Source organism: Pirellulales bacterium (genome assembly GCA_035499655.1).
Lineage (GTDB): Bacteria > Planctomycetota > Planctomycetia > Pirellulales > JADZDJ01 > DATJYL01.
Map to the genome: position 1 here is coordinate 1 of DATJYL010000075.1, position 21,024 is coordinate 21,024.

15 protein-coding genes are annotated in these 21,024 nt (G+C 56.1%); 13 read left to right on the top strand and 2 right to left on the bottom strand.

Annotated elements, in window-relative coordinates:
- The 4 genes from VMJ32_05380 to VMJ32_05395 form a co-directional block, all read left to right on the top strand.
- A partial coding sequence (locus tag VMJ32_05380; GenBank protein HTQ38435.1) for a branched-chain amino acid ABC transporter permease occupies nt 1-603 on the top strand: 603 nt, incomplete at its 5' end.
- A gap of 34 nt (nt 604-637) precedes the next feature.
- Nucleotides 638-1,771 (top strand): branched-chain amino acid ABC transporter permease, encoded by a 1,134-nt coding sequence (locus VMJ32_05385; protein HTQ38436.1) that lies wholly within the window; start codon nt 638-640, stop codon nt 1,769-1,771.
- A gap of 32 nt (nt 1,772-1,803) precedes the next feature.
- Nucleotides 1,804-3,141, top strand: coding sequence for an ABC transporter ATP-binding protein (locus tag VMJ32_05390; protein ID HTQ38437.1), 1,338 nt, complete (start codon nt 1,804-1,806; stop codon nt 3,139-3,141).
- A 55-nt stretch (nt 3,142-3,196) separates the two neighbouring features.
- Nucleotides 3,197-3,910, top strand: a complete 714-nt coding sequence (locus VMJ32_05395; GenBank protein HTQ38438.1) for an ABC transporter ATP-binding protein — start codon at nt 3,197-3,199, stop codon at nt 3,908-3,910.
- A gap of 111 nt (nt 3,911-4,021) precedes the next feature.
- On the opposite strand, the gene VMJ32_05400 is transcribed toward VMJ32_05395, so the two are convergent.
- Complete coding sequence (locus tag VMJ32_05400; protein HTQ38439.1) at nt 4,022-5,806, bottom strand: protein kinase; 1,785 nt, start codon at nt 5,804-5,806, stop codon at nt 4,022-4,024.
- A gap of 655 nt (nt 5,807-6,461) precedes the next feature.
- On the opposite strand from VMJ32_05400, the gene VMJ32_05405 reads away from it, so the two are divergent.
- The 7 genes from VMJ32_05405 to VMJ32_05435 all read left to right on the top strand — a co-directional run bounded on the left by VMJ32_05405 (nt 6,462) and on the right by VMJ32_05435 (nt 17,057).
- Entirely contained in the window at nt 6,462-8,387 is a 1,926-nt protein-coding gene (locus VMJ32_05405) for an APC family permease (protein HTQ38440.1), read from the top strand.
- A gap of 246 nt (nt 8,388-8,633) precedes the next feature.
- Nucleotides 8,634-10,166, top strand: coding sequence for a hypothetical protein (locus VMJ32_05410; protein HTQ38441.1), 1,533 nt, complete (start codon nt 8,634-8,636; stop codon nt 10,164-10,166).
- Nucleotides 10,166-11,800, top strand: a complete 1,635-nt coding sequence (locus VMJ32_05415; protein ID HTQ38442.1) for a DUF4118 domain-containing protein — start codon at nt 10,166-10,168, stop codon at nt 11,798-11,800. Before VMJ32_05410 ends, VMJ32_05415 begins: the two co-directional genes overlap by 1 nt.
- Before the next feature lie 38 nt (nt 11,801-11,838).
- On the top strand, nt 11,839-12,546 hold the full coding sequence (locus VMJ32_05420) for a response regulator (GenBank protein ID HTQ38443.1): 708 nt from the start codon (nt 11,839-11,841) through the stop codon (nt 12,544-12,546).
- A 206-nt stretch (nt 12,547-12,752) separates the two neighbouring features.
- Nucleotides 12,753-14,300 carry a sodium:proton antiporter gene (locus VMJ32_05425; GenBank protein ID HTQ38444.1) on the top strand — a complete coding sequence of 516 codons (1,548 nt, stop codon included), beginning with the start codon at nt 12,753-12,755 and terminating at the stop codon, nt 14,298-14,300.
- 453 nt (nt 14,301-14,753) lie between these two features.
- Nucleotides 14,754-16,490: an ammonium transporter gene (locus tag VMJ32_05430; GenBank protein HTQ38445.1), complete on the top strand. Its 1,737-nt coding sequence runs from the start codon at nt 14,754-14,756 to the stop codon at nt 16,488-16,490.
- Nucleotides 16,491-16,718: 228 nt separating this feature from the next.
- Nucleotides 16,719-17,057: a P-II family nitrogen regulator gene (locus VMJ32_05435; protein ID HTQ38446.1), complete on the top strand. Its 339-nt coding sequence runs from the start codon at nt 16,719-16,721 to the stop codon at nt 17,055-17,057.
- Between the two features lie 85 nt (nt 17,058-17,142).
- Here VMJ32_05435 and recQ read toward each other — a convergent pair whose 3' ends face one another.
- Nucleotides 17,143-19,410 (bottom strand): DNA helicase RecQ, encoded by a 2,268-nt coding sequence (gene recQ / locus VMJ32_05440; GenBank protein ID HTQ38447.1) that lies wholly within the window; start codon nt 19,408-19,410, stop codon nt 17,143-17,145.
- A 13-nt stretch (nt 19,411-19,423) separates the two neighbouring features.
- On the opposite strand from recQ, the gene VMJ32_05445 reads away from it, so the two are divergent.
- On the top strand, nt 19,424-19,564 hold the full coding sequence (locus tag VMJ32_05445) for a hypothetical protein (GenBank protein HTQ38448.1): 141 nt from the start codon (nt 19,424-19,426) through the stop codon (nt 19,562-19,564).
- Nucleotides 19,565-19,630: 66 nt separating this feature from the next.
- Nucleotides 19,631-20,977: an MFS transporter gene (locus tag VMJ32_05450; protein ID HTQ38449.1), complete on the top strand. Its 1,347-nt coding sequence runs from the start codon at nt 19,631-19,633 to the stop codon at nt 20,975-20,977.
- The last annotated feature ends 47 nt before the right edge of the window (nt 20,978-21,024 follow it).

A 21,024-nucleotide genomic window follows, 5' to 3' on the forward strand; every position in this document is an offset into this window, starting at 1 on the left:
GCGCCGCTGGTGTCGGCCATCGGCGTGTCGTTCATCTTCCAAAACATCGGCCTTTTGTGGAAAGGCCCGGCCGATTTAAGCGTACCCAATCTCATTTCGCAGCGGAATTTACTGGGCGATTCGGCAATCACGTTCACGCCGTCCGATGCCGTACTGTTGGTGGTCGTGGCCGCAATTATGGCAGCCTTGACCGTACTGGTGAAATTCACACGGCTGGGTAAATCTATGCGCGCCGTATCGCAGGACCCGGTTGCCGCGCAGTTGATGGGCATTCACGTGGAGCGGGTGATTGGCGGCACGTTTCTCATCGGCGGCGCTCTGGCCGGCTTTGCTGCGGTCATCTATGCCATGTACATCGGCACCATCGGTTTTCAAATCGGCTACGTCAATGGCTTGTATGCATTCACTGCCGCCGTCTTGGGCGGCATCGGCAACATTCCCGGCGCGGTGCTCGGCGGCTTGGTGCTCGGCATGGTCCGATCGTTGGGCTCAGCGTATGTTGAAGAACGGTGGACTGCGGCCATCATCTTCGGCATCTTAATCGTGATTTTAATTTTCCGTCCTTCCGGATTGCTCGGCGAGCGAACTCGCGAGAAAGTCTAACCTCCACCAAAACATTGCAGCCTCGGCCAGAAAAATGGCTCTAACCCAAAAACAACCGGCGCGCTCATTCTGGCGATGGAATCTGTTCCCGCTGGCCCTGTTGGCGCTCTTTCCGGTTGCCTGTTCGCTGGCTCGTTCGATTTTCCCCAATTGGCTGGGCCCGACTTTCGGCAACTCACTGGGCGATCAACTTTCCACCCTGTTCATCTTTGCCATTCTGGCCCTGGGCTTGAACGTGGCCGTCGGTTACACAGGCTTGCTGCAATTGGGTATCGCCGCGTTCTTCGGCATTGGCGTGTACATCACGGGCATTTTGCGCGTACCTTCTTATCCGTTTCAGGTGCCGTTTACCTTGGCGCTAGTGCTGTCGGCCGTGGGAGCCGGATTATGCGGTTTAATTTTGGGCGCGCCCACCTTGCGGCTACGGGGCGATTATCTGGCCCTGGTCACGCTCGGCTTCGGCGAAGTCGTAAAAGTCACGCTTCGCAACTTGGAAGAAATCACCGCCGGCACCAAGGGGCTGAATCCCATTCCGCCGCCGCACATGCCGCAATGGCTGGCTACAGGCGTGGGCTGGCTGGGCATCGAAAACAGTTGGGAAACCGACTATCGCCTGTTCTACTTTTTAACCCTGGCCATCCTGGCGCTGATGATTGTCCTGCTGACGAACCTGGAACACTCACGATTAGGGCGCTCCTGGATTGCCATCCGCGAAGACGAGCTCGCCGCCGCCTGCATGGGCATCAATGCTCCCCGCGCCAAACTTGCCTCCTTCGCCGTCAGCGCAAGCCTGGCCGGCTTAGCGGGCTGCCTGTACGCCACCAAGCTCACCACGACGGCCGATCCTAACTCGTACGATTTCAATCGATCCATCATCATGCTTTGCTGTGTAATTCTTGGCGGCCTTGGAAGCGTGCGCGGCGTATTGTTGGGAGTATTTTTGCTGCTGGGGTTTGACAACATCCTTTCGCCCCAAATTAACTCCTGCTTGCAGTCGTGGATGCAGGGGACGAGTGGCGGGAAATTATCGCCCCTGGCAGAACGATTGTTGTCGTTCAGCAATTGGCGGTTGATGATTTTCGGATTTGCCCTGGTCGCGATGATGCGATTCCGGCCCGAAGGCTTGTGGCCTTCGGTCCGCGTTCAGCGGGAACTGCACAACCAATGACACGGGCTCATTGATCGGCCAATGAACATTAAATGACCAATTCCCAACCGCTGCTCAACATCCGCAATTTGACCATGCGTTTTGGTGGTCTCACGGCCGTCAGCAAGGTTGATTTGCAGATCGAGCCGGGGAAAGTTTTCTCTGTCATCGGTCCCAACGGAGCCGGAAAAACCACCGTCTTCAACGCCATCACCGGCATTTATCAACCAACTGCCGGAACTATTCTGTTCGACGGTCGCCGCCTGCAACGCCCGGTGAATTGGCGTTTATTCGTTGCCTGTGCCCTGGTGGGCATGATCACGGCTTTGGCCGCCGTCGCCGTGAGTGCGAACATCGATGACCTGTGGCACGCCACGATCAAACGCAATTACGATTTTGCCTCGAAACAATTTCATGTTACCAAAGCCTGGAGCGATCTGTGGAGCTACTTAGATGGCGCACTGGCTGTCGAGCCGCAGCCACGCGGCCGCTGGGCCGTGGTCACGACCAATGGCGAACCATTGTTGGGCGCCACCGCCAATCAATCCGGTCGCGCCGCCGCGGAACAACAATGCCAACAACTTCAACAGTTGGTCGCCTGTGGCAAGCCGATTGAGCCTGCGATGCACGGCGATCGCTGGGCCATTATGTCCGCAGCCGGCGATCAGGTTCTAGCAGATTATGCTTCGCCCACCACCGCTTCTCGCATCGCCGCTGCCATCTACGCTGTCCGCGACGAACAGGCCGATCGGCACCGCACCGAATGGGTTACATTCATTGTCGGCCTGTTTTTGGGGATCGCGGGCACGTGTGTCGTCTGGAGCCGGGCTCGTCGCACGCCCGATGTCATCGCTCTGGCCGGCATCGCCCGCACGTTTCAAAACATCCGTTTATTCTCCAATATGACCGTGCTGGAAAACGTTATGATCGGGCTTGATCGCAGCCAATCACGGAACCCTTTTCGAATGATGCTCCGTACGCCCGGCATTCGCCGCGAAGAAGCAGCCCTGCGTCAAACAGCCCGCGGCGCCTTAAAGTTTGTCGAACTCGACGCTAAATCGAACACGCTGGCCAATTCGCTGGCCTACGGCGATCAGCGGCGGCTCGAAATCGCGCGCGCTTTGGCAACCCAGCCGAAACTGCTGCTGCTGGACGAGCCGGCGGCAGGGATGAACCCGGCCGAAACGAGCGAGCTGATGCAACTCATCCGCCGTATCCGCGCCGCCGGCATTACCGTCCTGTTGATCGAACATCACATGAATGTGGTGATGGGGATTTCAGACCGCATCGCCGTCTTGAACTACGGCCAAAAAATCGCCGAAGGCCCCCCTGAAGTTGTCCGCAATAATCCCCAAGTCGTCGAGGCCTACCTCGGCAAGGAACACGAATAAATTTGTACTCATCCGCCGCCGCCGGCGACTCAGCAAAAATCGATTCACTCGCCACATGACCGCACTCCTCTCCATCAATAACGCCGATGCCGGTTACGGATCGATCGAGGTCCTCAAAAATGTTTCGCTCGAAGTGCGCGCCGGAGAAATTGTTACTATCATCGGCGCTAATGGAGCCGGCAAAACAACCACGCTAATGTGCATTTCTGGCGTCAACCGCTTGCGGTCTGGCAATGTTGTATTTCAAGGGCGGGAAATCCATCACTTGCCGCCGCATGAAATCGTGCGTTTAGGTTTATGCCAATCGCCCGAGGGACGAAAAATCTTTCCACGATTAACGGTGTTGGAAAATTTAGAACTGGGGGCCATCGCTCGGCACGATCATGCCGACATCCGCCGAGATTTGGATCGAGTTTATGGACTGTTCCCCATCCTACGGGAACGCGCCAAGCAGGCCGGCGGCACACTTTCCGGCGGCGAGCAGCAAATGCTGGCCGTCGCCCGGGCGCTCATGGGCCGCCCTAAATTGCTGCTCCTGGACGAACCCTCGCTGGGTTTGGCTCCCCTGATCGTGGCGAAAATTTTTGAAGTCATCCGCCAACTCAATCAGGAAGGAATCGCCGTGCTGCTTGTAGAGCAAAATGCCCGAATGGCATTAAAATTGGCCCATCGCGGCTACGTACTGGAGACGGGCCGCATCACCACCAGCGCCCCGGCGGCAGAATTGCTCAACGATCAACGAGTGAAAGACGCATACCTGGGCGAATGAATTGCCAACAGTGGGTCCGGTTGTCTACGGTTGTTTGGTCGTGTCAGATTTCTATTTCCGGCACAGCAATATTCTGCCTTCTGCTTTCCGCCTTTTGCCTTCTACCTTCCCTTAATGCTTCATCCACGGATGGTTATACAGTAAGTACATCAGGCCAAAAACAACTACCGGTACTAATGCAAAGAAAATTATCATCCGCGCGGTTCGCCATTTGGTTTTCCAGACCACTGGCGGCCGCAAGCGTTCGTGCCGGCCGGTTAGGGGCACGTTGTCCGGCGCGTCTAAATCGGCTTTCATTTCCGCCGCCGAAGCGTAACGCTTGTCCGGATCTTGCTCCATCGCGTGCAGAATGATTTCTTCCAAGTGCGGCGAAAGCTCCTTGTTCCGTTTGCGCGGAGCGATTGGGTCGCCCCCCAGCCGCGCGTTCATAATCAAGTATGGGTTCGCGCCGTCAAACGGCGGGCTGCCGGTCACCATTTCGTACAACATCGCGCCTAAAGCGTAAATGTCGGTGCGGGCGTCGCCGCGCTTCCCTTTGACCTGCTCCGGCGCCATGTAATCGGGCGTGCCCATCGATGGGGAAAATCCAGCGAACGTCAATCGCCGCAACCCTTCGGCCTTGGCGATGCCAAAATCCATAATCCGCAGGCCGCCTCCCTTCAGCAGCATAATATTTTCCGGCTTCAAGTCCCGGTGTACGATGCCTTTGTCGTGCATGTAAGCCAGCGCGTCGCAAATTTGGCTGGTAATTTTTAAGGCATCGGCCACAGGCATCACGCCGTAACTGCGCATGACTTGCCGCAGTGTTTTTCCTTCCAGCAATTCCATGGCGATGTACGGCCGGCTTTTTTTCCCGTCCACGGGAATCATGCGCAAGATATTCGGGTGCTGCAGCATCTTGCCGATTTCTTCTTCTCGCTGGAACCGTGAGAAGAAGGCCGGATCGCTTTCGAACTGCATGAACGGCACTTTCACGGCCACAATTTCGCCAGTTTGGCGGTCGAGCGCTTTGAAAATCGAAGCCATGCCGCTGCGGCTGATCACGCTTTGCAGCTCGAAGCGGTCGTCCAGCACTTGGCCGAGTTCGGTTTCTGTCATGGCTGGAGGAGGCTCATCATAAACCGGCAATCCGCGGTAGTAACGCACCTGAGTTACACTGTCGATCACCGCCACTTGCACTGATAAATTGTCGCTGGTTTTGCGCCGCTCGGCCAGCTCGATCAATTGCTTGCACGCTTCTTCCGGCGTGGCGTGCGTGACAATTTCCAAAATTTCATCGTCGGTGATGCAGGCGTACAATCCATCGGAGCATTGCACCAAATAATCGCCGCGGTTCACCGTGCGGGTGTAAAAATCAACTTGAACTGTCGGCTCCTTGCCGATGCTGCGGGTCAGCACGCAGCGCATTTCGCTCGTGGCCGCCTCCAACGGCGAGAGTAATCCCATTTTGACTTGCGAGGCCGCATAATTGTGGTCGGCGGTCACCTGCTCGATGCGACCATTTTGAATCAGGTATACACGGCAATCGCCAACGTGACCTATCGTCAGTTCGTCATGACGAAATATCGAAACGGTCAGCGTCGTGGCCATGCGACCCACGCCGCGGTTCGTCATGCCCCGGTCGTACACCGCCACATTGGCGGCCGTGATCATTTTCCACAGAACTTGCCTGGCAGGAGTCTCCGGCTTGACTTCCAAAAACCGTCGCAACGCCACTTCCACGGCCAATTGGCTGGCCTGCTCCCCATCGCCGTGGCCACCGACGCCATCGGCCAGGGCCAACACCGTTCCCCGAGTTATACGGTCTTCTTCATTTTCGGGCTCCCAATGCCCCACCCAGTCTTCGTTGTTTGGGCGTGGGCCCATCGACGACTGTTGGGCGAACGTCAACTTCATCTGCTAAATGACTCCGCTGTAAACGGCTGATCGGTGGACTGGATTAGAACCACCGCCTATTTTTTCGCTGTTGTTTGCCCGGCCCACTATATCAAAAGTTATTCACAATACAGGACGGGTAAAAAAGACGCCTGCAGGACGACCTGTTCGGCGCAAACGCCCCACTTCATGGCAATACTTGCCTGATTCGTTAGCATATTTTTTATGCACGAGCTGTCCGACGCACGCCAGATAATATCGTCTAAAACATTATGAATCAAACACTTATAAAAACAACGAAGGCGATAAAGATTTTCTAAACTCTGCTGGTACGTTACTTGCAAAATAAACGCCGCATTAAGAAACAGGGCACAGGCGGAGGCGGATTGTCCATGGCCAGCGCGACTACGCGCGAGAAGGGACTTCTCCAAGAGATCAACGCGTGCATATCGGACGGGAAAAATTCGTACGGCCCCCCGGGCTGACAGATTGTTCCCGCTGGTGTTTCGTTCTCTTTCCTTCTCGATGCCCAAACCGCGCTCGGTCTGTGAGGCGGTCGGACGATGTGTTTGCTAACGTGTTTTTAGGCGAGGTGTTGTTTCGTAGCCGCAGTCCCTGTTTCGACTCCTTCCAGGCGTTTGTTCCCATCCTTCTGGCAAATTGAACGAGGTGTTGCATGTCTGCTGATCCTTCCTCTGGCCCGGTAATGAAAAAGACGCTCGGTCTCACCGGGCTAACGATGAACGCCATGGCGCTCATCGCCCCAGGCGCGTTTTTGTGGTTGACGTTGGTAGAACAGTCCCAATATGGGGCTCCCACGGCCGGGTGCGCAATTTGGTTTGGCATTTTCGCAGCCGTTTTGCTGTGTTATGCCACTGCCATTTCTTATGCCGAATTGTCCAAGCTTTATCCCGGAGCGGGTTCATCATATTTTTTTGCCGAACAAGCATTTCTCTCGAAAACCCATGCCTATAAATTCGCACGACTTGCCAAATTCGTCATCGGCTGGGCAAGCCACTTATATTACTGGGTTTATCCAGGGCTGATGGTAGGGGTTACCGGTATTTTCATCGGTTACATCGCGGGTACGCTGATGCCCGACACGTTCAGCAATGCCGTCGGCAGCCCAACATTGATGATTGGTTTCTGCGTCTTTTTCTCAGCCTTTGTTTCCTACATTGCCTATCGCGGAGTCGTTGGTTCCACGGGAGTCAATATCGCAGTCAACGTCATTCAAATCACGGCGCTGTTGATTTTCTCAGTCATTGCCATTGGTTACCGATTGAATCATGGGGAAGGCTCCGTCGGTTGGACTTTAGATCCCGATGGTTACCCCATCAATTACAACATTGCCAATGATAAAGATGGCAAACCGATTAAGGATGATAAAACCGGGCACTATCAACCGGATGTGGTCAAGGACGACAAGGGCAACCCGGTCATGGACAAAGACGGCAAACCGCAGATTTCGTACTTGACTCTCAACTACGCAGGACAAGGTTTCCAACAGTTACCATCGGACCCGAACGATCCCAAAAGTGAAAAGCAAGATACGTTCCAATTTCACGAATCTGCCGTGTCGGTAATCGCGCCTCATCTAAGCGGCGAGCATGGCAATCCTACATTTTTGGTCGTACAAGCCTGCATCGCAATTCTCATCCTAGTGGGCTTTGAATCGGTCACTTCGTTGGGCGAAGAAGCCAAGGATGCCAAGCGCGATATTCCCCGCGCGGTGTTGTTGGCGTTGTTCGTTCAAGGCGTAATTTGTTACTTATTCGAATACTTTGCCGCGGGCTACTTCCTCAATCCGGCTTACCCGATTACAACTGCCGCAGGTTCAAGCGCCCCCTTAGCAGATATGATGTTGTTGGCCGGAACTTGGTTCTTTGGCAGCGCCAGTGCTGCAAAAACCTTCATGTTGGTCGAAGCGGTCACCGTGTTCCTGGCTTTGATTGGCACAACTCTGTCGTGCATGAATACCGGCGCGCGAGTGACTTATGCCATGGGTCGCGATGACGAAGTTCCTTCCCATTTCGGCATGTTGCACGGGAAAAATCTGACGCCACATCGGGCCATCTGGACGCTCTGTTTTGTTTCAATGTTCTTTGGGATTATTACCGTTCTGTGGTATTTATGCGGACCTGGGGCCACCGCAGGGCTCGATACCGCTCTGTCGGACACCCAGAAGGCCAGCATCTGGTATCCAGCCTTTTTGGTGCATTCGTTCGCAGCAGCGCAGAATATTCCGAACAGCTTCCTGATCGTCACTTTGGTAAGCAACTTCGGAACATTCATGCTCTATGGCCTCACCTGCTTTATCGCCATTGTGGCCTTTAGAGAGCATCACACTTTCAGCGGAATTAAACACATGTTTATTCCGCTGTTTGGCATATTCGCTAATTTGGCGTGCATGGTGTGTTACCTCGTAGGGCCATTCTTTATCGCGGGAATGAGCAAGCTGGAGCCTTTTATCGCCTTGGGGGTCGCTGGAGTCTGGGGCGTTTATGGCGTCTTCTACTTCGTCACTTCCGGCAAGAAGAAAGGCAAAACATCGTTTGTCAGTTCCGCCGATGCAGCTTCTCGCAAGGTTTCCCCTGCCTAACTGATTGTCTGATGTTACGTTTCGGTGGTTTAACCTAAACTTGAGGTGCCACGGGTAGCAATTGCCCGTGGCACCTTTTATGTTTTTATAGAGGCAGTTTCCACCGTACACGTTCTTCCCGGTGGAAGATGCTTAGTTCCCCAAGCGACCGTGCCAAAGGCGAACCTGCCGTGGTGGAAGTACAATTGCAAAGAGGAACAAATTATCTCGCGGAAGTGCTGTTTCAAACCGATTGAGGGAGCTTGCATGTTTCAAAGGCGGACCGTTCCTTTATGCGCCGGGTTGTGTCTAGCTTGGGCGCTCATCAATTCACCTGCTGCGCTTGCGCAAGATTCCAAATCGCCCATGCCCAGCGCCGCCGCTTCATCGTTTTCGCCGTTCGTCGTTTGGGCGCTCATGGCAGGTTGCCTGACATTGCTCGTGCCCGGGGGCCTCGCGCTGGTTGCCGGCGGCTTGGGACGACCGAAGAATTCCGCGCATCTGTTCGCCGTGAATTTGATGATTGTGCCGTTGGCCGGCTGTGCGATTTTTTTGTATGGCTTTGCCCTGGGATGGGGAAACCTAGCGGGCGGACTCGCTCCGCCCGGCTGGTCTGCGGGGTTGGACAGCGACATGAATCTGCTCAACCACGGCGTAGGCATCGGTTCCGATCCTAACGCCCCCGACATATCAACCAACGGCCTACTAGGCACGAAAGGTTTTGGACTCGCCGGATTGAACTCGCCCGCCGTATTAGCATTTTTCTTTTTGATGGCCGCACTTCTGATTGTCGCCGCCGCGATTCCCACCGGCGCCATGGCCGAACGCTGGGCTTGGCGAAATTTCGTTTTGTATAGTTTTTGGGTGATCGTGCCGCTGGCGCTATTTGCCAACTGGATGTGGGGTGGCGGCTGGCTGGCCCAAATGGGAAAAAATTGGAATTTGGGGCACGGCGCCGTCGATTTCGCCGGTTCTGGAGTGATTCACGCCATGGGAGCTGTCATCGGCTTGGCTGGCACCATTTGCATGGGTCCGCGGCTGGGAAAATTTGTGAATCGCCGGCCACGCGCCATGCCCGGGCACAGCATTCCTTTCGTCATTATCGGCACGCTCATTTTGCTGTTCGCCTGGTTTGGAATGACAGCGGGCGCCACGCTGGCGGGAACCGATTTGTCGCTCAGCTCGGTCTTCGTGAACACTGCGCTGGGTGGTTTTGGCGGCGCGGTAGGCGCCATGTTTTATCTGATGTTTACTGTGAAAAAGCCCGATCCTACGCTCATGTGCAACGGCTTGGTCTCCGGATTGGTGGCGATCAGTGCAGCCTGTGCCTTTGTCGAACCGTGGGCGGCGCTGGCCATTGGCGCTATCGGCGGTGTGTTGGTCATTATTAGCGTGCTGTTTTGGGATAAGGTCGGCATCGACGATCCCGTCGGTGCAATCTCCATGCATGGCGTGGCCGGCCTGTGGGGCGTCATTGCCGTCGGTTTGTTTGCCACTGGAAAATTCGGCGCCGGCTGGAACGGCGTGGCCCGCGATGATTACGCCAAGCTACCCGGCGGCGTCGATGGTGTCCGCGGGCTGTTTTACGGCGACGGAGGCCAACTTGTGGCGCAGCTTTTAGAAGCCGGCGTGCTGCTTGTCTTTGGCTTCATCGCCGCGTATGGATTATTTAAACTCAGCGCGCTGGTCACGCCGCTGCGTGTCAGCCGCGATGCGGAACTCCAGGGACTCGACGGCAGCGAAATGGGCACCCTAGCATACCCCGATTTCGCGCTCAAAAGCGGAATTTTAGATGCCTGATGTCCACAACCAACCCTGACTCACCGGCCTCCTCCCACACTGCGGCTCTGCAGAAAGCCCCGTTTTCTTGGAAGCGTTATGCGGCCACGGCGGCGGTCATTGCCAGTTGCGGCCTGCTGGGCTGGCTCAGTTACAACGTCGGATTGACGACAACCAACATCGCCATGATTTTCCTGGCGGCGGTGGCGGTCGTAGCGGCACGCTTTGGACGCGGGCCCGCCATTGCCGCGGCGGTTCTCGGAGTATTGGTTTTCGATTATTTCTTCGTCGTGCCGCTTTTTACTTTTGCCCGCAGCGACACACAGTACATCGTCACGTTGGGAGTGATGTTGGGCATCGGCATTTTGATTAGCGAGCTTACGGCCCGGCTGCAAGCGCAATTGCGGACCTCGCAACAGCACGAACGCCAAATGGAGGAACTGTTTCTTGCTTCTCAGCAACAGGAGCGCCGCACCGCGCAACTCTATCGTATGACACGCCAATTAAGCGAGCTGGCCGGGACGGAGTACTTAATTCCCCGGGCTGGCCGCCAATTGATCGAGGCATTTGCTGGCGAAGTCGTGTTATCTTTGTCCAAGGCTGACGGCGAATTACAAATTCAATTTGGCGCCGAAACCGCTCTGGCCGGCAATGCGGCTGACATCTCCGCCGCGCAATGGGTGGCGGAAAACCGCTGCACCGCAGGGCTGGGGACCGATCTGCTTCCCAACGCCATGGCCATTTGGATACCCTTAATCGGTTCCCAGCGCCTGATGGGTGTGATGGGAGTTCGGCCCGGCGACGTTCGTCGGTTGTTCGATGTTGAAGAGCGCCGCATGTTGGAAACCTGCGCCAGCCTGATCGCCTTGGCCATTGAGCGCGATCAATCTCGCCTGGAAGTTCAACAGGCTCAATTGCGTGTCCAGGCGGAGGAGTTTCGCAATGCGCTGCTCAGTTCGGTCTCGCACGATTTGCGCACGCCGTTGGCGATGATTGCCGTCACCGCCGCCAGCTTGCTGGACAATTCGACCGACCCTAATTCCGCTGGCAGCCGCGAAATGCTGCAAACCATGGTCGATGAATCGCATCGCTTGTCGCGACAGGTCGATAATCTGTTGGAAATGGCCCGCCTGAATTCAGGTACACTCGTGCTCAATTGCGAGTGGCAAGTGCTGGAAGAACTGGTGGGGGTGGTCCTGGCCCGCATGCGCGGAGAACTTCAGAAGCATACCGTACAGGTGAATATTGCCCGTGATTTCCCCCTGCTTTGGGTCGCTGCCGAACTCATCGAGCAAGTTCTCGTCAATTTGCTGGAAAATGCTGCACGCTACACGCCGCCAGGCACACGCATCGAAATCACTGCCCATCGCCAAGGCGATGTCGCCGAAATCTGCGTGGCAGACAACGGGCCAGGCCTGTCACCCGGTAGTGAAACCAAAATATTCAATAAATTTTATCGCGGCTCGCGAATTGTGGCTGACGGCCAGCGCGGCATCGGCTTAGGCTTACCCATCTGCCAAGGTATCGTGCATGCCCACTCGGGGAAAATCCGCACCGCCAATCGGACGGCCGGCGGCGCCGAATTTATTATTACGCTGCCCTGCCCACCGCGGAGCCCGCAAGCTAATCTAATGGTAGAGGAATCACTCGCCTGAACGCGCTCAAATCAAACTTTTCAACACTCGCGAATTCCATGTCCGCCAGCATTTCCTCGCCGCCGCTGGTCCTGTTGGTGGAAGACGAAGCGCCCATGCGGAAATTTCTACGGGCGTTTCTGTCCGGCGCCGGTTATCGCATTGAGGAAGCCAGTGCGGGCGAGCAAGCGCTGTCAGTGGCTGCGCAAAATCCGCCCGACGTCGTGATATTGGATCTCGGTCTCCCAGACATGGATGGCCAGGAAGTGCTTCGCAAACTGCGCGATTGGCTCAAATCCCCGATTATCGTCCTGTCGGTCCGCAATCAGGATGCGCAAAAAATCATGGCATTGGACCACGGCGCTGACGATTACCTGCAAAAGCCGTTCAGTACCGGCGAATTGCTCGCCCGCATTCGCGTGGCCTTGCGTCATAACGCCTACGTACAAAACGGCAACGAGACGCCAATCTTCGAATCGGGTGATTTGAAGGTTGATCTGTCCGCCCGCCGCGTTGTTCTCAGCGGCGCTGAAGTGCATCTCACGCGCATGGAATACAATCTGCTCACCACGCTGGTGCGTCACGCCGGAAAAGTGCTGACGCATCAATTTCTGCTGGCGGAAGTCTGGGGGCCATCGCAGGCTGAAAACACGCAACATTTGCGCGTGTTCATGGCCAGTTTGCGTCGCAAGATCGAAGCCGATCCTGCCCAACCGCATTACTTGCTTACGGAGCAAGGCGTCGGATACCGGCTGGCGAGCGAATGAGTCAGGCCGATTGGCCGCCAGCGAAGGAACTTGAGATAGACGATCCTAAATCGTTGCGGTGAAATATCTAAGTTATCTTTGCCCAGCTACCAGAGCGTTGAATGGCTCGCGACCGTCATCTTCGACATCCTCCTGTTGCCGTGGCGCCAACGTCACGGTTGCCAGTTTCTTCGCACAGCGTAATTATCGGCGTTGGTATAGTCATCGTGTGTTATGCAGTGTCGGTTTTGGTCGGCTGGCCGCAGCACGCCACGACCTTAATCGTCAACGAAATGCACGCCGCTGCGGCATCAGCAGCGCAGCCCGATGCTAAAATCAATGTCGCGGGAACCAAGGCTGCGGCCCACGATCAACAAGCGGAACTCACACCGCCACCGCTTTACACGGTCCTCCCCTTCGTGCTCATGTTGGCGGCCATTGCCATCCTCCCGCTTTTGCGCGGAGCCAAACATTGGTGGGAAAGCAATCTCCACCGCTTTTACGTGGCCGGCGGTTTGGCCGCCCTTACCGTGTTGTATTACGCGCTGGCACATCAATATCCCATCATCGGCCACTTTCCCGCTCAGCACGTGGCGCCTTTTGTCCCCGACGAATCATTCCACATAGGCACCGTCAGCAATCTGCTAGCCAATGCGATATTGAACGAATACGTCCCGTTCATGGTCCTGTTGACAAGTCTGTACACTATCAGCGGCGGCATTCGCATCGAGGGCGATCTGCCAGCTCACCCATTCACCAATACGGTCTTTTTGGCGATCGGGGCACTGTTGGCCAGTTTCATCGGCACCACGGGCGCGGCAATGGTCCTTATCCGCCCGTTACTGGAAACAAATCGAGAGCGCAAGCATGTCACGCACACCGTGGTGCTGTTCACGTTCATCGTTTGCAACTGCGGGGGTTGTTTGTTGCCCCTGGGCGATCCACCCCTGTTCCTCGGATACTTGCAAGGCGTGCCGTTTTTGTGGACCCTCACGCTGTGGAAAGAGTGGCTCTTCATCAATGGGTGCCTCTTGGCCATCTATTGGGCCTGGGACAGTTACTATTTTTATCCGCACGAGGATGCGCGCGACATCGCTCGTGATGAATCCCGAGTGCATCGCTTTCGTTTTGCAGGCTGGCAATTGAATGGGCTGTTGCTGTTGGGTGTCATCCTAGCGGTGGCCTTTCTCGATCCCAGCAAAGCCCTTCCCGGCACCGATTGGCATCCCTGGCTCTACTTGCGCGAAGTGGTTCAGCTAGGGCTGCTGACGCTGTCATTGCTGCTGGGTTCGGCCCACACCCGCAAAATGAACGATTTCAATTTCGCAGCCATTATCGAAGTCGCGGTGCTCTTTTTCGGCATTTTCATTTGCATGCAGCCGGCGCTGCAAATTTTGAACGCCCGCGGAGTTGAGCTCGGTTTGAATAATCCCTACAAATTCTTTTGGGGCACCGGAACGCTTTCGTCGTTCCTCGACAATGCGCCCACGTATTTGGTGTTTTTCCAAACCGCAAACGCCATGACCACCGCTCCCGGCCACGGCATTTTAGCACTGCAAAGCGGGCAATTCATCCGTGAAGATCTGTTGGCCGCCATCAGTCTGGGCGCGGTGTTTATGGGCTCGATGACCTACATCGGCAACGGCCCCAATTTCATGGTCAAATCGATCGCCGAATCCTGGGGCGTGCGAATGCCTAGCTTTTTCGGCTACATGGTCTACAGTTGTGCCATCCTGCTGCCGTTGCTAGTGCTGTTAAACGTGTTTTTCTTATAAAATAGAAATCTCGAATCAGACTCGTCCGCTGGCCGATTCGCCGACAACGATGTCTTCGGCCGCACTTTTCCAACGGGCTTGGGCTCGCTTCCTACTTCCAACATTCTCCTCCCTACTTCATACATCCATTTCAGTCCGTGCGAAGATTTCATAAACTCACTTCGCGATCGCATAAATACTCTATAAATTTGCCAATCTTTCCGGCAATCACCGCTTCGCAGCGTAGCATTTCTGTTTTTCATGCCGCGCACTCGCGCATGCAATTTTTTTATCGCTGCGCATTCCTAAGCTAGCGGTCAGCAAGCAGTTGCAAGCGTTCGTTATGAATTGTTTGTGCAGCGCTGCGCTCTGGTACAGCGATTGCAAATCGGCACGCAGCCTTTGATAGGTCGACGCCCATTAATCGCATTGTGGTGTGCGCTGCGCACGGACTTTTTATCCGAGGAGAATGTCATGTCGAACAGGCGGAAACAGCATTTGTTAGGAGAACGGCGGATGACTTACGCGGAAAAATTTTTCCGCTTTCGTCAACGTTTGAAAGATCCCGAGTGGCGGCGTTACGGCAAGCTGCTGTTTGCCGGCAAGTTTCTGGGCATCGCGATGGTGTTTGCAGCGATGATCGGCGTTCCCACGCTAGTGCGGGAACTTCCCAAAATGATTTGCGGCACGGCCCAGGCGCAAGATGCAAAACCCGCAGATCAATCGGCCGCACCCGCGGCTGCTGCCGCCGCGCCGGCTACTCCGCCCGATCCGTTTGAACAACCCATCGCCAAGGCGAAAGACGTTGTTGACCCGGTCAACACCGCTTGGACTCTTGTGGCTGCGTATCTGGTGTTCGGCATGCAAGTGGGCTTCACCATGTTGGAAGCCGGTTTTTGTCGCTCACGTGAAACCGTCAACGTGCTCATGGAGTGCGTCGTCGACACTTGCTTGTGCGGCTGCTTGTTCTATGCGTTCGGTTACGCTTTCATGTTCGGCCACGGTTGCGGCTTCATCGGCTGGGGTGATGCCGACGGCCATCCGTGGTGGTTCTTGCAAAACGGACCAGTCACGTATGAAGGAACCGGCGTGGCGTTTTTAGCCCACTGGATTTTCCAATTCGCATTTGCCGACACCTGCTCCACGATTACCTCCGGGGCCATGATCGGCCGCACTGGTTTCGTGGGCGATTTGCTTTACAGCGTCGGCGTCTCTGGCTTCATTTATCCGATCATTGGCCACTGGGCTTGGGGACCGGATGGTTTCTTGGCCACAATGGGCACGCCCGATCCCAGCGGTAAATGGATTTTCCTGCCCGATTTCGGCATGAATTTCCACGATTTTGCCGGTTCAACGGTGGTACATACCATCGGCGGGTTCATCGCCTTGGCAGGCTCCATCGTGCTGGGTCCGCGGTTGGGTCGAAAATTCAAACGTGATGGCGGCGGTCCGATGCTGCCTCACGATTTAACGGTCGCCGTAGCGGGCGGTTTGATTCTGTGGTTCGGCTGGTACGGATTTAATCCCGGAAGCACGCTGTCAGCGATGGATTTTGAAGGCATCGGCCGAGTCTCAGCCAATACCACACTGGCCGCTTGTGCAGCCGGTTTGGGGGCCATGCTTACCGCCTATATTCCCAGCAAAAAATGGGATGTTAGCTTTACGACAAACGGCTTCCTGGCTGGTTTGGTCGCCATTACTTGTCCGTGCTACTGGGTCAGCCCGACGGGCGCGGTCATTTTGGGATTCATTGCCGGCATCCTGGTGGTGCTAGGCGTCGAACTGCTCGAATGGCTGCGAATTGACGATCCCATCGGAGCGGTTCCGGTGCACGGGTTCTGCGGCATTTGGGGCACCTGGTCGCTTGGGTTGTTCGCTTGCGGACAATACTCGGCCGGAGGCAGCGGGCCATTCCCTCCCGACGTTTCCGATCCCGCTTCGCACCTTACCGGTTTATTTTATGGCGGCGGTTGGAAAGTGTTTGAAGCCCAGGTCATTGGCAACGGAATCATTACGCTGGCCACATTTGGCGTGGCAATGATTTTGATGCTGGTCGTCAATGCCACGGGAACGTTGCGGATTTCCAAAGAAGGCGAATTGTACGGACTCGACTTGCACGAGCACGGTATTTCCGCCTATCCGGAATATGTGCTTTCGAATTGGGCAGCCCCCGGCGGAATGGCCCCAGAAAGCGTGAATAAGCTTTCTTGATGTTGCATTGAACGCAGTCCGGCCGGTTCCTCAATGTGCAGTTGGGGAACACGGCCGGACGGCTTGAATAGATTTCCGAATCGCGGTTTTACATGCCGCAGATTGCATCACCAACAAGTCGGCGTCTCGCTCCGGCGGTGTGGCGCCGTGCGGAGCGAGATGCCGCAACCGGCAAATCGATATCCTTCATCCTTCTCAAACGACAGTTTCTGATCCAGGAGAATTCCCGTGAAAAAGATCGAGGCGGTTATCCGACATTTCAAATTGGACGAGGTAAAAAACGCCCTCAGCGCCAAAGGCGTGCAAGGCATGACCATCACCGAAGTGCGCGGCTTCGGCCGCCAAAAGGGTCATACCGAAACCTACCGCGGCGCTGAATACGCCGTCGATTTTCTCCCCAAAGTTAAGCTCGAAGTCGTCGTCGACGAAAAAAACGCCCAAGGCGTCATCGATACCATCGTCGGTGCCGCCCGCACCGGGCAAGTCGGCGACGGAAAAATCTTCGTCAGCGCGCTTACCGACGTTGTTCGCATTCGCACCGGCGAAACCAGCGCCGCCGCCATTTAAACCGCTGCCGGTGCTATTGAACGTACTGTTTTGCAGTGCGACGTCCCGCACCGTGAATTTTGTAGTGCGATCGAGCTGCGAACGACTACCGCGCGACCGACTCCACGTGCGCCAGCACCAGTCGAATCATATCGTACGGCACACGGCCATCCAAGCGTTCAAAAATGGGACTCAATCGGCGTTCTTCCAGTTGAGCCGCAGCAGCGGTCACTTGGCGGTAAAGTTCGTGGCTGACCCAGCAATCGATCCGCGGCGGTTTTTCTTCGGCGATGAACTCCGCCAGATAGCCGCAGGTCGTGCTGCGCGCCCGATTGATTTTGTGTTTCACATCGTCGATCGACCAACGTTGACGGAACAACTCGAAGGCTTGTGATTTCGCCGCATTGGGAAGCTTGGGCTTGATATATGCCATCGGCGCTTCGCCGCCGCTGCCATCCCCCATGGAAATGGAAGTTGCAGCAGTTTGATCGGTCTCGACTTTATGTTCCGTGCAATACTGGCGAACCAGTTCGACCAAGGCGGCGCCAAAATCGGCCAGCCGTTTTTCGCCGATCCCACGAACTTCTTTCAGCGTTTCCAGTCGCGTAGGCCGAATTCGCGCCAGGCTGCGCAGCGAGGCATCGTCCAGCACCAAATAAGGCGGCACTTGGCGCTGCTGGGCTAACTCCAGCCGCCATGAGCGCAACTGTTCGAACAGGCCGCGGTCTACGCCATCCCAGGAATCGGCATCGACCTGGGCTTGCGTCGGGGCGGTCTGCTTGGGCCGCAGCAATTTCACTTCGCGCTGGCCATGCAACACTTGCCACGAAGCATCGTTGAGTTTGAGTAGCGGCCGTTCCCCCGGCGTGCGATCCAGTAAACATTGATCGATCAGTTGATAAACCATCGATTGCACCTGCTTCTTGGGTACGTCGCGCAACAGGCCATATGTACTGAGTTGCTCGTGCCGGCAGTTGCGGGTCATTTCTGTGTTCGCGCCGGTCAATACATCGACCACGTGCCCCACGCCAAATTTCTCTTCCACCCTGGCAACGCACGATAGAATTTTTTGCGCCGCGACGGTGCCATCTTCCACGCCTTCCACATCGGCCAGGCATACATCGCAGGCGCCGCAGTTTTCCCGTTCGTAAGTTTGGCCGAAGTATTCGACCAGTGCCCGATGGCGGCAGCGCGGCGAATTGCAGAGCCGTTGCATTTGCTTGAGCAATTGCAATTGGGCGTCGATCAACTGGCCCGGGTTCTCGGCGCCGGCGGCACTTTTGTGAATCAGGCCGTCCCACCGCATGGCATCGGCGAACGAATACAGCAGCACGCATTCGGCTTCCAGACCATCGCGCCCGCCCCGGCCTGTTTCTTGCTGATAATGCTCCACCGTTTTGGGCATGGCCGTGTGCAACACGCAGCGCACATTGCTGCGATCGATGCCCATGCCGAACGCCACCGTGGCCACCACTACATTTAATTGCTCCGCGGCAAAAGCATCTTGCACCTGATGCCGCACCTGCGGTTCCAAGCCGGCATGATACGCCGCCGCTTGTATGCCATTGGCATTGAGCACGGCCGCCACGCGCTCAGCATCTTTTCGCGTGATGCAGTACACGATCACCGCTTCGTTGCGATGCCGCCGCACGATTTCGATGGTTTGCCCATACACGTCGACCTGCGGCAGCACACGGTAAACCAAATTCGGCCGATCGAACGAACCGACCAACACCGCCGGATCGCGCAAGTTCAATTGCCTGACCACGTCGTCTCGCACCCTGTGTGTGGCCGTGGCAGTGAACGCATTAAAACTGGCCTGCGGAAATTGCTCGCGCAGCTTCGCCAGTTGGCGGTATTCCGGCCGAAAATCATGACCCCAATGGCTGATGCAATGGGCCTCGTCAATGGCGAACCGCCGCACCTTCAGCCGTTGGGCCATGTTCAAGAACGAAGCTGTGACAGCCCGCTCCGGCGCGACAAACAACAGCCGATATTCGCCGCGGATCAATCGCTGCTCGATGTTTTTCCGCTCCTCGCCTTCAATGCCGCTGTGCAGCGCCGCCGCCGGATAGCCGCATTCGCGCAAACCGTCGACCTGGTCTTTCATGAGCGAAATAAGCGGCGAAATCACCACGTCGGTCCCGCCGCTCACGGCCGGCGGCACTTGATAGCACAACGATTTGCCGCCGCCGGTGGGCAGCACCACCAGTGAATCTCGCCCAGTCAAAGCCGCTTCGATCGCCTCCGCCTGCAATGGCCGCAGTTGCTGAAAGCCCCAGAACCGGCGAATCGTGGCCAGCACCGCGGAATTGACCGTGCCGGAAGCATTCGTCGGATCCGTGGGTAAGGCTGAGACAGCTGCAGTGGACATATGAACCCTTTCTATGAAAAGCCGTTATACCACCCTTTCGGATGTTGTAAAGCTAGCGGAGGAGAAATCTGTCGCCCTATTGGCATTCTATAAATGCGGCTGCATAAATCTCGCCATCTCGCTGGACGAGCGGCAGGCCGACATTTATCATTGAACCTCTCGTCGGGGGAAACCGCTCGCTGCCAGTCAGAACTGCTAGACCATAGCCCAGGATTGTTTCATGGCCGAATTGAATTTGGAAACGCCGGACAAAATCGACCTGCATCCGGGCCCTTGGTATCGCGAGATGAACGGGCACTGCTGGTTTGTGCTTGCCGTGGCGGCCATGGCCTGGCTGTTCGATTGTCTCGATCAGCATTTGTTCAATCAGGCGCGCAGCCCGGCCATGGAAGAATTGCTCACTGGGACCGGCAAAAGTCCCACAGCTTACGGTTATTTTGTGACGGGCATGTTCCTAGTTGGCTGGGGCACCGGTGGCATTTTCTTCGGCGCGGTGGGGGATAAAATCGGCCGCGCGAAAACCCTCGTCATCTGCATTTTGCTCTACTCAGTCTGCACTGGACTCATTTATTTTTCGCACGCCTTTTGGGATTTTGCTGTTTTTCAGATGATGACGGGGTTGGGCATCGGCGGCGTGTTTGCCGTCGGCGTCGCCTTGGTGGCCGAAACGGTCCCTTCGTCCGCCCGTGCCGGCGCGCTCGGTTTGCTGCAAGCCCTTTCTACCGTCGGGAATGCTCTGGCCGGAGTCATTGGCTACGTAATTGGCAAATACTGGCGATGGATGTTTGTCGTGGGCTCGCTGCCAGCGCTAGGGGTTGTGTTTGTGATCTTGAAGCTCCGCGAACCGGAAGCCTGGCTCAAAGCCAAGGCCGAAGGCAAACTTGCCGTCGGCCTGCTGGGCTCGCTGGGAAAAATGTTTTCAGACCGCCGCTGGCGAAAAAACGCCATTGTCGGACTTGTGTTGGGTTGCTCCGGCATCGTCGGCTTCTGGGGGATTGGCGTTTTCAGCAATGACTTGGTTCACGGCGTACTGCAAGATCATCTCAAAGCCCAAGGCTTGGAAGGCGATGCCGTCAAAAGCCAGCTGAGCACCTGGGTCTCTCTGAATACGTTGATGATGCAAGTTGGCGGCTTCACCGGCATGATGCTGTATGCACGTATGGCTCGTGTATTGGGCCGCCGGCCAACTTTTGTTGTTGCCTTTATCCTGGCATTTCTGGCAACGATTTGGGAGTTCCAGGGACTGACGTCGCACTATCAAGTCTTCTGGCTCACGCCGATCATGGGATTTTGCCAGCTTGGCATTTTCGCGCTGTATGCAATTTACTTTCCCGAATTATTTCCCACTAGCCTGCGGGCGACGGGCACTTCGTTCTGCTACAACTTCGGCCGATTCGTTACCGCCAGCGGCGCTCTCATTCAGGGTTATTACGCTCTCCATCAGGCATCGGGCCGATCGGTCGAGACGCTCCGCAGCATTGGCACTTGGACAGCCTTAGTGTATCTGGTCGGCATTCTCGCCCTGCCTTTTGCCCCGGAAACCAAAGGCAAACCGCTGCCGGAATAATGGCGCGGGTATGGTATGGTTATCTAGACATAGCCGGAAGGCCACGC

Bases quoted from the DNA above. Each gene is read 5' to 3' on its own strand.
- recQ (HTQ38447.1), bottom strand. From the start codon at position 19,410: ATGTCCACTGCAGCTGTCTCAGCCTTACCCACGGATCCGACGAATGCT.
- VMJ32_05415 (HTQ38442.1), top strand. From the start codon at position 10,166: ATGTCCACAACCAACCCTGACTCACCGGCCTCCTCCCACACTGCGGCT.
- VMJ32_05405 (HTQ38440.1), top strand. From the start codon at position 6,462: ATGTCTGCTGATCCTTCCTCTGGCCCGGTAATGAAAAAGACGCTCGGT.
- VMJ32_05400 (HTQ38439.1), bottom strand. From the start codon at position 5,806: ATGAAGTTGACGTTCGCCCAACAGTCGTCGATGGGCCCACGCCCAAAC.
- VMJ32_05420 (HTQ38443.1), top strand. From the start codon at position 11,839: ATGTCCGCCAGCATTTCCTCGCCGCCGCTGGTCCTGTTGGTGGAAGAC.
- VMJ32_05410 (HTQ38441.1), top strand. From the start codon at position 8,634: ATGTTTCAAAGGCGGACCGTTCCTTTATGCGCCGGGTTGTGTCTAGCT.
- VMJ32_05450 (HTQ38449.1), top strand. From the start codon at position 19,631: ATGGCCGAATTGAATTTGGAAACGCCGGACAAAATCGACCTGCATCCG.
- VMJ32_05395 (HTQ38438.1), top strand. From the start codon at position 3,197: ATGACCGCACTCCTCTCCATCAATAACGCCGATGCCGGTTACGGATCG.
- VMJ32_05390 (HTQ38437.1), top strand. From the start codon at position 1,804: ATGACCAATTCCCAACCGCTGCTCAACATCCGCAATTTGACCATGCGT.
- VMJ32_05385 (HTQ38436.1), top strand. From the start codon at position 638: ATGGCTCTAACCCAAAAACAACCGGCGCGCTCATTCTGGCGATGGAAT.
- VMJ32_05430 (HTQ38445.1), top strand. From the start codon at position 14,754: ATGTCGAACAGGCGGAAACAGCATTTGTTAGGAGAACGGCGGATGACT.
- VMJ32_05445 (HTQ38448.1), top strand. From the start codon at position 19,424: ATGAAAAGCCGTTATACCACCCTTTCGGATGTTGTAAAGCTAGCGGAG.